The organism is Novosphingobium sp. Sphag1I (genome assembly GCF_056279125.1).
In genome coordinates, this window is the sequence record NZ_JBWBQS010000003.1 from 345,149 (window position 1) to 358,179 (window position 13,031).

At 57.6% G+C, this 13,031-nt stretch carries 5 protein-coding genes; 1 reads left to right on the forward strand and 4 read right to left on the reverse strand.

The genetic code is table 11. From position 1 onward, the window contains the following. Positions 1–23: 23 nt before the first annotated feature. Both ACZ9HU_RS05135 and ACZ9HU_RS05140 read right to left on the reverse strand, forming a co-directional pair. On the reverse strand, positions 24–2,801 hold the full coding sequence (locus ACZ9HU_RS05135) for a methyl-accepting chemotaxis protein (protein WP_476103049.1): 2,778 nt from the start codon (positions 2,799–2,801) through the stop codon (positions 24–26). Between the two features lie 547 nt (positions 2,802–3,348). Next, a complete protein-coding gene (locus ACZ9HU_RS05140; RefSeq protein WP_476103051.1) occupies positions 3,349–8,568 on the reverse strand; it encodes a hypothetical protein in 5,220 nt (1,739 codons plus the stop codon). Between ACZ9HU_RS05140 and ACZ9HU_RS05145 the strand changes: the two genes are divergently transcribed. Further along, a complete protein-coding gene (locus tag ACZ9HU_RS05145) occupies positions 8,525–8,752 on the forward strand; it encodes a hypothetical protein (protein WP_476103053.1) in 228 nt (75 codons plus the stop codon). The genes ACZ9HU_RS05140 and ACZ9HU_RS05145 overlap by 44 nt on opposite strands. Before the next feature lie 828 nt (positions 8,753–9,580). Here the strand turns inward: ACZ9HU_RS05145 and ACZ9HU_RS05150 are convergent. Together ACZ9HU_RS05150 and ACZ9HU_RS05155 are read right to left on the reverse strand one after the other, a co-directional pair. Next, entirely contained in the window at positions 9,581–10,807 is a 1,227-nt protein-coding gene (locus ACZ9HU_RS05150; protein WP_476103055.1) for a surface lipoprotein assembly modifier, read from the reverse strand. A gap of 137 nt (positions 10,808–10,944) precedes the next feature. Continuing rightward, entirely contained in the window at positions 10,945–12,732 is a 1,788-nt protein-coding gene (locus tag ACZ9HU_RS05155) for a transferrin-binding protein-like solute binding protein (protein ID WP_476103057.1), read from the reverse strand. Positions 12,733–13,031 lie beyond the last annotated feature (299 nt).

Sequence of the window (13,031 nt, forward strand, 5' to 3'; positions counted from 1 at the left end):
GGTGCCCATCGCCGCCCTGCCCTTCAGTTCATCAGGCCGGACGAGGGTTTGGCCGCCGTCGCCGCCAAGCGCTGGATCAAGGTGACGACCTGGGCCGAAACCTGATCCTGCAATTGGGCCGAAGCGCTGATTTCCTCAATCGCGCCGCCGGTCTTGTGGACCGCATCGACAATCCCGGCAAAGGCGTGCGATGCCTCACGCGAGCGATCGGTGCCCATGCTGATCCGGCCGATGGATTGCTCGATCAGACGGCTGATGTCGCGCGCCGCGGTGCTGGAACGTTCGGCCAGTTTGCGAACCTCGCCCGCCACCACGCTAAAGCCGACGCCATGTTCGCCCGCACGCGCGGCCTCGATTTCGGCGTTAAAGGCCAAAAGGTTGGTCTGTCCGGCGATTTCGCCGATGATGCCGACGATCTCGGCAATGCCTGCCGCCGATGTCTGGATCAGCTCAATCGCCTCGATCGCCTTGCCCAGCGAGTCGTTCCCTTTTTCCGCGTCCGTTCGCGTGGAATGCGAAAGGGTAGAGGCCGCCGTCGTCGCGGCCATGATCGAGGAAATCGAGGTCGACAATTTGTCGACCAACCCACCAAGATCGGTAGCGCGCTCGCTGATTTCCTTTTCCATTTGCACCTGATCGGTGATGTCAAAGGCATATTTGACGATCCGCGCGACATTGCCATGCAGGTCAAGAATCGGGTTATAGGTCGCCTGAATCCACACATCGCGGTCATATTTACCCACCCGGTGGAACCGCCCCGCATGAAATTCACCGCGGTTCAGTTTCAGCCAGAAATCGGCATAATCACGGCTGCGCACATAATCAGGCGAACAGAAAATCGAATGATGCTGGCCCACCACTTCACGCAGGGAATAACCCATGGTGGAAAGGAAATTGTCATTGGCCGACAGAATATTGCCGTCCAGATCAAATTCGATCACCGCCAGCGCCCGACCGATGGCTGACACTTTTGCCTGATATTCATTGGCCGAAACCTTGGCGTCGGTGATGTCGGTCGCGATCTTGCAGATTTTTATCGGTTTGCCATCCGCGCCAATGATCGGGTTGTAACAGGCCTGAATCCAGAAGTCCTCGCCCCCTTTTCGGCGACGCTTGAATTCGCCCGACACATATTCCCCGCGACCAAGGCGTTCCCAGAAATTGGCGTAGTCGGCGCCTCCGACGTCCTTGGGGTCACAAAAAAGGCGATGATGTCGGCCCTGAATTTCATCGAGCCGATAGCCAGTTACGTTGAGGAAATTCTCGTTGGCCCAGATGATATTGCCATCCAGATCGAATTCGATCGCACCCTGGCTGCGGTTGATGGCGGCGATCTTTTCCGCCTGTTCGATGGCCAGTTCGTGGCTTTCGGTAATGTCGGTGGCAAATTTGACGATCTTGGCCACCTGACCGTCCAGATCCAGCACCGGATTATAGGTTGCCCGGATCCAGACATCGCGGCCCCCGCGCCCTTTGCGGCGGAACACGCCGCTGATATATTCGCCCCGGCCCAGCTTTTGCCAGAAAGCGGCATATTCATCGCTGGCCACAAATCCGGCATCACAGAACATCGAGTGATGTCGTCCCAGAACTTCGTCGGCCTGATAGCCAACGGCGTTCAGGAAGTTACCATTGGCAGACAGAATATTGCCGCTCAGATCAAATTCGATAACGGCCTGACTGCGATCGATGGCGTTCAGTTTGCTTTCGGCTTCGATGGCCGCCTTGCGCTGTTCGGTGACATCCATCGCCACCTTCATGATCTTGTACGGGTGGCCGTCGGCATCCAGAATCGGGTTATAGCTGGCCTGAATCCAAACCTCTGCGCGATCTTTGCGGATGCGTTTGTATTCGCCCTGATCAAATTCACCGCTGCCCAGCTTTTTCCAGAACTGGCGATAGGCAGGGCTGCCGATATAATCGCGATCACAGAAGGTGCGGTGATGCGCGCCCTTCAATTCTTCGAGCGTATAGCCCATCAGGTTGAGGAAATTGTCGTTGGCCGTCAGGATGCGCCCTTCCAGATCGAATTCGATCAGGGCAAAGGCGCGATCGATGGCCGACAGGCGACTGGCGCTGTCGGCGCGGGCGTTCTGTTCTTCGGAAATGTCGATGGCATAGGACAGGACCGAAACCAGCCGGTCCCCGTCCATGGTCGGCACAAAGACTTCGCGCAGCCAAATATCCTGTCCGGCCGTATTGCGGTGTTTGCGCACCAGCAGGTCATGTTGTCCGGTGGCGAAACGCGCCCAATAGGCCGCCGGGTCCGCAGGCCGATCCGGGCCATGCCAAAGCGCGGTAAACGGTCTGCCGACCAGTTGATCCAGCTGGGCGCCAACACTGTTCGAGAAGCGTTCGTTGGCCGCCAGAATGAAACCGTCCGGGCTGTATTGGCAAATGGCCAGCGCATGGTTGATCGCTTCGAAACGATGGGTCAACAGGGCCACATCGCCTTCGCCGCGGCAACTGCGCACGCCAAGGAAATGGACCTGACCGCCCCGTCCGTCGGCCATTTTGACGATGCCATGGATGCCCATGAACGAGCCGTCCGACTGTGGGATGCCGCCGCTGATATGCACGGTTTCGCCCGCAACCACCTTTTCCCACGCGATCGCGCCATTGGCAAATGTGGTGGCAAAGGCAATCGAGGCAAGCTGTGTTTCGCCCAATGTCGATTGGGCGGCATCATTGGCACAAACCGCAACGCCGCTCTTGGCGTCAAAGGACAAAATAAAAGCGTCATCGGCCAACAGCGCCATGGTCTTGCTCGTAAGATCAAGGCCAACAGGTTGCATCGTCATCCCCCTCACCTTGCTTTACATCAGAATTTGCACAAAATATTTTCACCGAATAATTTTTGAATTTATTCAGATGGTTTAAGAAAATTTCCTTTTAATACGGAATATATCTTAATCACATGAACAATGAGAAATTGTTAAATAATTATTTGATGAAATGACCATGCAACCATGCTGGCAGCATCTTTGGAAATACTGATGAAGAAATCCATCCCCCACAATGACGGCTCCCCGTCACGGTCCCTCCTTACACTTCACGTGATTGCATTCCGTTGGATCATGCATCCGGCCAATTGCTTATGAATTGGCGCGCCGGGGCATGTTCATGCCTCAGACGGGGCGCGTAAATGCCTCTGCCGGGGTTCTACCGGCAAAGGCTGAATCGAACCGATGGTGATTGGAGCAGGAGAACCAGCGCGCGAGGCTCACCCGCACTGCGCTTTCAGTTTCGAAAGCGTGGCCGGAAAATCGGCTCCGCATGAATGCCTGACGAAGCCATGCGCCGAAACAAAAATGGCGCATGACTTCAACTTTACCGCTGTGCCGGCACTCAAAACCGCAAGCGCAGGCCCGTCGTCATGCTCTCGCGCTTACCTGCTTCGCCCAGTTCGCCCGAAGCACTGAAGAACAGGGCCGCGCCGGGCGCCAAACGATATTCCGCGCCAATGGCCGCCGTGGCACTGAACCGATTGCGGCCAACCCCATAGGCGACAAGGCTATAGCCGCCGCCCGCAAACGCCGCCGTGGCGCTTACCGGATCACTTTGCAGCCGATAACGCATGCCCAGCGTCAGAAAGCGGCGCCAGGCCCCCTTGGCGTTTTCCGGGCTTTCAAAGCCCAGCCCCGCGTCCAGAAATGCCTGCTTGCGATCCGCCTCGGCAAGGCTCAGCGCAAACGGGTGTGCGCTGTTTTCGGTAAAGGCACCATGACGCGTTTTTACCCATGTCGCGCCCAGATGCGGACGCAACAGCCAGCTTTGAGAAAGCGCAATGGCGTGACTGATCGAGGCATCGAACGACACGGTCGGCAAGGTATAGCTGGCCGAAATCTGGCCCGCATCGGGCACAGAACGCTGCATGGTTGCCCGCGCCGCATCATAGGCCGCCGACAGGGTGATATGCGTTGCCGCATTGCCCAGCCGCAGCGCCACACCGCCGACAACGCCGCGCGCCTTGGCCGACGCGCCAATGGCCGCCACCGACTGGGTCTGATCGACCCAGCCGACATAACCGGCCAATGCATAACCTTCACCCGCAACGCCAAGCCCGCCCAGCACGCCATAGCCATTGATCGTCGCCCGGCTGATGCCCTGACGATCATTCCCGGCAAACTGACGCAGGCTGCCCAGCGCCTGGCCAAAGCTGAAGAAATGGTCCGGGCCGCGATCTTCACCGGCCCCCAGCGTGCGCGCCGTTGCGGCCAGCGAAAGCGCAGTTTCAGCGCCAATTTCCATCGCGTCGGCATAGGGTTCGGGCGTCAGCCGCGCAAAATTGGATGCGATGGGTGTGCCATTGCCATCCTGCAGCGCAGAAAGCGCGGGGAACAACGCAGCAGGCGCATTGCTTGAAACCATCGCATTGTTCACATAGCCGATGGCGCGTTGTACCTGTGGATTGAAACTGGCCGGATTGGCGAATTGCACCAGCAGGTCCAGATCGCCATTGGCCTTGACCTTGACCACGCCGGGCAGGCCCGTCACGGAATCAAAGCTACCGCTGGTCCCGCCCGATGCGCTGATAAGGTTCAGCGTCGTGCCCGCCTTGATCGGGGTCGTGGCGGCAATCTGCAGCGTGCTGCCCGAAGCGATGGCCAGTTTGCCGTTGACGACCAGCTTGTCCTGCGCAGTGGGCGTGATTTCAAACAGCGCGGTCGAACCACTGTTGAGCATCACATTGCCATTGACCGTCATCGTGCCGGGCGATGCGCCGGGGCTCAGGATACCGCTGACAGACAGGTTGGCATTGACCGTGCCCGCCGATCCGAACGTCGCACCGCTGCCCACGGTGATGCCGGACGCATTGATGGTTGAGCCGCCCAGCCCGACCAGCCGCCCGCCGGTCATGCTGACCGCGCCAAGGGTGGCGATACCCGATACCGAGGCAAAACCACCGCTTTGCGTCAGTGTGGCCATATTGCTGATGGCCGAAAAGCTCTGATTGCCGCCGCTGATCGAGAGCGTGTTGGTGCCCAATCCGCCATCGAGCGAGCCTGCAAAAGCGCCGCTCATCGCAAAGCTGTCATTGCCGGCGCCGGTGATGATATTGCCGGTGATCGACCCTGTGTTGACCAGCCCGACATTGGTGCCGCTTAGCCAGACATCGCCGCTGATAGTGCCGCTGTTGGTCAGGTTGAGGCTGCTGGCGCCGTCGACCGAGGCCCGAAGGGCGTAGGAGGAAGTGACGAGGCGGTAAGTAAAAGTCGTGGGATCGAAAACATACCCTCTGGTAGTATAGCTGGTGATCGAACCGGAATTGGCGAAATCAACAGTTGTACCAGAGGCAGCAGTGATGGAGGCGCCGATGCCGCCATTGATGGATCCGCTGTTGGTGATAGTGCTGCTGGCGTTGCTGCTGGCGTTGGTGCTGGCCGCATAAAGAGATACGGCCGCCGCGCTGCGGCTGTTGGTAATGGTGCCGGAATTGCTGAAAGAAAAGCCCTTGGCGGTAGTCAGCGCCACGGCATTGACCAGATCCGATGAACCGATCGAAGCCGAATTATCAAACGCGCTGGTGGTCAATGACACGCTGGCGACATTGGCCCGGTTCGAAAAACCGGCCATTTCGGTCGTCGCATAAGGCGTATAGCCAATCGCGCTCACCCCATAAACGCCGCCGGTGGTGGCCAGTTGGTTGATGATCACGCCGTCGCCGCCCACGTAAAGATTGCCGGTATAGGCCGACGGCCCCGTCAGCGTCACTTGCGAGGACGCGCCTGCGGCCAGCGTCAGTTCGCGGGTAAAGCCCGTAAGCAGCGCGCCGCCCAACGTTACTGTGCCGGTGCCGCTGCGCTGATGGCCGATCCAGTTGCTGCCCGCCCCGCCATTGATCGTGCCGGTCACGCCATAGCCCGACCCGGTTTCCACCAGAAAGTCGGTGCCGCTGCCAAAAGTGAGATTGCCGTTCAGCACACCGCCATTGGCGATATAGGTGCCGGATCTGCCGTTGTAGCCATAGTCCGAATAGTTCAGATTGACGTTGCCGTTGATCGTCCCGGCATTGTCGACCGTGCCGCCAATGGTCTGGATGGCGGTGCCAAGGCCGGTGATGACCCCGCCTGCCAGATTGGTCAGCGTGTAGCCTGTGCCAAAATTGCTGGTGTCGCCAATGGCGGCCGTGCCCGTGCTGGTAATCGTGCCGCTGTTCACGATCGCACCGCTGTCGACCAGCACCGCGTAATTGCCTGCGCGGATCGTGCCGCTGTTGGTCACGCGTGAGGCCCTGACGCCATAGCCGCTTGAGTTGATGGAGCCAGAGTTGGTGACAGCGCCCACGGTATAGACCGCATAGAATGTGCCTGCGCCGGTGATGGGATCGACATAGGCGATGCTGCCATTATTGATCACATCGTTGGCCTGCGTCAGATAGAGAGTGGCCCCCGGCGAAGTTGTCGAATTGCTGCGCGTGGCGGCGATTGTCCCGTTATTGACCAGAGTGTAGGTCGAGGGCGCCACGCTGCTCACGCCCGGCTGAAGCACGCCAAGCGTATTGACCGCCGATACATTCATGGTCGCGATCGCCCCGTTGAACACGATGGTCCCCTGCCCGGCCAGATTGAGCGTGGTGTTCATGGTGCCGCTGGTGCCAAGAGTCAGCGTTGCGCCGCTGCCCACCTGATAGCCAAGCGATGTGAAGCCCGCATGGCTGGTCACTATATCGCTCTGGTTGCTGGTTACATCATAACGCAGGGCCGAATTGGACGCATTGACGGTGCCATTTATCCCGGCATAGCCGCTGGTGCCGCTGCCCGAAATTGAGGTGATCAGCGTATCGCCTGAACCCAGCGAAAGATTGCCGTTGAGGACGCCCCCTGTCTGCGCCCAATAGTTGTTATACGAGCCGTAATAGCCCGGATTGGCCGAGACGAGATTGACATTGCCATTGATGGTGCCGGCGTTGACAACCGAGAGAAGATAGCTGCCATTGGCGGCAGAAATAGCCGCGCCTGATCCGCTGATTGCCCCCCCGGCGGCATTGCTAATCACCGAATTGGCATCGAGCAAGACCCCGGTCGCCCCGCTGATGGTCCCGGTATTGACGAGCGAGGAAGAATAGAGGCTGGCCCCGACTGTTGCGCCGACAATCGCGCCGCTGTTGGTGTTGCTGCGGTTGGGAACGCCATTGGTTTGGGACAACACCAGACCGATGCCGCCGGTGGAACGGATGGTGCCAGTGTTGCTCAGGCTCTTTGCGTTGAGATCGTAAACGCCCGTGTCCGATGACGTAATCGTGCCATTATTGGTGAACGAGGCCAGATTGTAACCCTGAGCACCGATCTGTACCGTGCCGTTCAGGGCGCTGTTGTTGACCAGCGAGCCGGGTCCATCGACGCCCAGCCCGTTGCTGGAGGAAAAACCATTGTTCAGCGTGAGGGTAGCGCCGCTGGCGATATTGGCATCAAGTACCGTGAAATTGGTGGGCAGCGGCAAAGCATTGGCCAGCGTGGTATTAGCGTTGAAATTCACCAGCAGCGCATTTGTGCCGCCGCCGCCGTCGATCGTGCCGGTGATGCCGGTGGTCAAAGCGCCATTCGCATATGTCGCAACCAATATGTCATTGGCCGCGCCAAGCGTCACATTGCCGTTGATGGTGCCCGCCGTGGAATCGATCCTGGCGCCGCTGGTGGCGGACGTGCTTATGATATTGCCGTTGATAGTGCCCGCATTGGTCAGGTTCAGCGTGGAGGAAGCGTTGATCGCGGCGCTGCCGGACGCGGCGCTGATGAGGCCGGTCTTTGCGTTGGCAACGGACAGGTACACGCCTTGGATGACAGAGCCGCCGCTGCTGCCATTGGTGATGGTGCCGGTGTTGGCCAGTGTCAGCGCTTGGCTGTTGGCGATTGTGATCGCCCCGTTGCTGGAAATGGTTCCACCGGTGTTGTTGTTCAGCGTCGTCTGATTACCGGTCGAAATCGCCGCGCCCGAGCCGTCATTGGCGATGGTGCCGGTGTTGGTAATCGTATTGATCACATAGGCGTAGGAATTGCCGCTTTGTGCGCCGGAAACCGTGGCGGCGGCACCATTATTATGGATCGAGCCGGTGTTGCCGATGCTATAATTTGCCCCGCTGTTGGTCTGGCTTATCGCCGAGAGGCTTCCCCCCTCGATCACGCCATCATTGGCGATGGTGCCGAAATTGGCCACGATGGCCCCGATTGTTCCGGTGGAGCGATTGGTGATGGAATTTATATTGGCATTGCTGATGCTGGCGCTGACCGCGATGCCGCTCGATCCCGTGATTGATCCGGCATTGTCGATGTTGGCGGTAACCGGCGCAAAAGCGGAATAGATCCCCGGCGTCTGGGACAGGGTTATGCCGGTGGTGCCTGAAACAGAGCCTCCCTGACCGACGGTGATGCCGGCATAGGATCCGGAAGGGTCATAGATCGAGCCGAAAGCTGCGCCAGAGGTGACAACTATCCCCGGCGCGCCGCTACCCGACACCGCACCGTTGACGGTGATCGAGGCGGATCGCTGGCTGAAACTGTTGTTTGCCGGGATCGAAACCGTGATGGCCGCCGCGCCGGAATTCGTGACGATGGCACCGGCGTTCACCGTGAGTGGTGAATTGCTTGTGCTGATCGTGATACCGTTGCTGTCGACGCCTAAACAGGTGACGGATGTATTGGCCTGTGGGGGATCGGGGGAGCATTGCGCCCAGACTTGCGCCGGAATTGCAAAAGTCAAAGCGGTCAAGCTGATTTGCGCACCCAAAAACACCGCTCTGCGCGAGCGGTGAAAATTCTGCCCCTGAATCACTAATCACCCCATTTCTTCAATGTTCATAAGGTGATATTTGAAGTGAAAATCCCTGTCACCAAAAATAGGATAGGTTTTGGATGCAATAAAAGATGGTCTGCGGCTTAAGCTTTGGTGCCGCACACGCGGCGCCTTGGCGGACCGGAACGAACGCAGCAGCCACGGCCTGCGCAATGCCCAGTGCCTCCGCATTGAAAAGGCTGGCGGCACCGCAAACCACGGCCGCCCTCGCAATCCGTTTATGGCGAAACTTTTCAAAAGTCCGCCAGATCAAACCACCAAATTCATGAAATATGTTCTTTGGTGAGCCCAGCTGGATTCGAACCAGCGACCTACTGATTAAAAGCCCGTGTATCCCTGCCCCGCTCAGCTACGCAGCAGCACTTTTGTGAACGATCAGAACCGCTTGGTGCGATTTTCTTCCGCCCTCCCCCGCCCCTGCGGGCCGCTTCAAGCCGCATCGGGCCGCAAAGGCCCAAGGGGCGGAGCAGGGGAGAAATGCGATTGCTCCTTCCTTGGGAATGCAAGGGGGAAGATCTACCAAGCATCATCTGAACTCGAAGTGTCGGAGCAGAGCAGCATGTGTCATATCGCAGCATAAAGGCAGCGGCCGACCAGCTTATGACGTTCCGATGCAGCGCAGGGGGTGTCGGTCTACGCCAACAACGGCCATTCCACGCGCCGGGCTCAGTTGATTGCAGTTACCACTTACGGCCCATTCTTCACATGAACATGATGGGACTTGGATCGAAATAGATTTTTCCAGCTTGCGGGGTGGAACTGGGCGACAGGATTGCAGAATTTCCGATTAGAAACTGCCGACCAGCGAGATTTCGCCGCGCAGGCGACTGTAGGAGAATAGAGTGATCGGACTGTCCGTACGGACATAGCTGCCCTTGATTTGGGGCGAGAGACCGCGAAAGCTGATCCGGCGAAAGATGACCCCTGCATTGCCCTCATAAGTGCTATCATTGCGAGGAACAGCGAAAGGAGGATATTCGGCATCTCCCCAAGCATGGGTGTAGCCGATGCGACCATATAAGGTGAAGGGCTTGAAATCCCGCGACAAGGCCAATTCGGTAGAAGCACTGGAAAGAGCATAGTTGGGATATTGCGCATTGGCGCGGCTGGTGCTCACTCCGGCATGAGCTGTCAGCACCGGGCTGAGTGCGCGGTCATAGGACAGGCTGACACTGCGGGTGATACCCGATTGATAGGAGCGCGCGTGGGCATAGTTGAACTGAAGAATCGAGCCGTTCAAAGTGAATTGCCCCTTGCGCCCCTGATGGATTAGCGCGGTTATGCTACCGCCATAAAAATTGTAGAGCACATGCGCACCATATAGCCGTTGGCCGACCGTCAACGCGGGGCGGATCGAGCCGAGAGCTTGACTGATATCAGGCCCGGTGCTGGCAAAAAAAGAAAGGTCGTCGAACTGATGATGAAGATAGATATTGCCGCTTGATCCAGCCTGCGTGACCCAGCGCGCACCATGAGCCATCGCAATCCTTGAGGTTATCTGTGCCGAATAGGTTGCGCCAATGCCCGAAGTTGCCTGCCCCGCCTTGTCGAGCGTGAAGGGCAGGCCCCAGATGGTCACAGTATCGGCACTGGTGGCGGCGTTGATGTTTGTGTCGGGCGCCAGCCCGAGCGAAACATCGAGGCTGACCGGGGCCTGTGAGCGCAAGTAGCTGACCGAGCGTTGCAAGGCTTGGGCAACCGGTTCGGGCAAGCCGCGCGCAGACTGCGCCCGGCGTAACTGAGCTGCAGCTGCTCGCTCGTCGCCTAGCTTGGCTAGCACCTGAGCCAATTCTATCCGCACAGAGGCTGCGCCGGGTTTTTCATCGAGCAAGCGCCGATACCATTGCGCCGCGCTATACAGGTCGCCCTTTCGTACCAGCAGGCGGGCGATGCGGACACGGGCTTCGGCGCGGTAATCAGGATTCTTGTCCTGATTGACGACCTTGAGCACGCGAATTGCCTCATCCACTTTATCTTTCTGAGCTAACTGTTCGGCAATGGCAAAGACCTGCACAGCTGAAAGCTGGATGTTTTGCGGGCATCCAACCTCTTCGGGCTGGCATTGGGCCAAGCCAGAGACGGGCACATTGACGCTGGTCTCCAGTGCAGGCGGGGCTGGAATAGGCATGATCCAGAATCGTCGGCTAGGACTTAGTTTTTCTTGCCAACGGCGACACCAACAGCCTGCAACCCGCCGCCCAATGTCGAAAAGATATAGCCAAATTCTGTAGCGTTCGGGCCGGTGAACATGCCTGTCAAGAATCCCGATCCGGTCGTTCCGTTTGCCCCGGAGAGATTTCCGCTGAAAATCTGCCCGCTTCCGGAGGGCGTGATATTGCCATTTGCTGAATAATTCTGGGTCGTTGTCGTTGTGCCGTTTGCGGGGGCGCCAAAAAAGGACAGGTTTGTCGAATAGGTCCTATTGGAAAAGTCGGCCGACAATGAGGCATTTCCGAACAGGCTATAGGAGGTATTGGCCGCATCACGAGCAAATCCGGCAACAGTGCCGTTGTAGGTGGCTGTGCCCGATGTTGGCAATGTGACGACGATATTTCTTCCGGTAAGAACATTCACTGAATAAACCGTTGATGTCTGATCGCCCGGCACGGTGGCTAAACTGAAACCGGTATAAGTTAGAGACAAGGGCGTATTATAGGGCGGCGTGTACAACACGAACAAGTCTTTCAATCCGCTGAAAGTCGGGTCGTTTTTTGTGTAGGTGGAGTAATTTCCGTCAAAGCTTTTCAAATCTTGCGTCGTATAGGAACCGAAGGTTTGAGCGTTACGTCCCTGACTAAGATATTGATCGCCTGTTACATAGGCTCCAGTCGTGGCATTGTATCCCAGCGTTGTCCCTGAACTATTTATACCACTTCCAAAGAGGGTATATCCTTGCATTATAGCGGTATAGCCATCTAACACATTGGTCAGAGCGTTGCCGTTCACGGAGATATTGTAGGAGCTATTCGCCCCCAGTAGACCAGCGGGCAGTTGAGGCACGAGCGACGCGGGCGCAGCAGAGGATTGCAGCGAACCGGCCGCTGCCCCGGCAACCGAGAGGCCATTGCCCGCTATGCTGAACGTATAGCCATATTCATCGGCGTTGGGGCCATTGAAACGACCCGCGAACACACCTGAGTTGGATGTGCCGTCAGCGCTGCTCAGCTTACCGGTGAACTGATTGCCAATCATCGCGGAAGTGCTTGTCCCGAAATAATTCTGCCTGGCAAGCGCGGCGCCACCCGATTGCATATTCGTGCCGCTATAGCTCAGCGTGGTCGTGACAAAACCGCTGCCAAAATCGACCAAAAGACCGGAATTCCCTGACAAGGCATAGGTGTTCGAACTATCTCTGGCCAGCCCGCCGACAATGCCGGAATAAGAGGCGGTGCCTGTGGTCGGCAAGGTCTGGGTGGGTGTACCGAACGCTATCGCCATCAGCGGCTGGGTCGAGGAAGATGGCACGATCCCAAAGGCTAGGCTGGTGTATTTCAGCGGCGATGCTGCAAGCGTGTTATCATAAACAAGAATAGTATCTTTGACTGCACCGTTTACTGGGTCCGTCACACTGTAATATTTGTAGCCTGCCGCAGACCCCGACGTAGCATTTGCATCTCCGAAGCTCACAGGGGACGTATAGACGTTTGACAACGTGTAAGTATTGTTCGATTGGTTATAGGATATCGCGCCGCTGGCATAGCGCACCGTGCCGTCGTTGAAGGCCACATAGGTGGCCAGAGATCCGCTCGCAAGCGCCTTTTGAACCGCAGATGGCAGGATCGAGGAAAGCGGTGTCGGCGCAGGTGTCGGAGTACTGGATGGAACAGGGGCGGGTGTGGAATTTACCTCTCCCCCGCCGCCACCGCCACAACCTACAAGAGCCATGCTCAAGCCTGCCCATGTAGCCACCATCGAAACCGAAAATACCTGACGCCCCATAAATCCCCAAATTTATTAAAGCCTTTAAGCTAGCGTATCATCAGCTTAGCAATTATTCCTCAGCGGCTAAAGTCTGAAAAAATGCCCCTCATTTATAGTGAGGCCTCACCATAGGGGGCACTCGGTGGGTTCGAGCTTGGGCGCGTTGCTGACGGTAGCGTCGGCCAGCGAGAACATCAACTTATCGCTTTTTGCCTCCCAAAGGAATGGACTTGTAACGGATTTGTGCCGGTCACCTGAGCGTTTTATGCTCGCAACAGGAGACCGACGAGATGATGAAGCATAGTGAAGATTTTAAG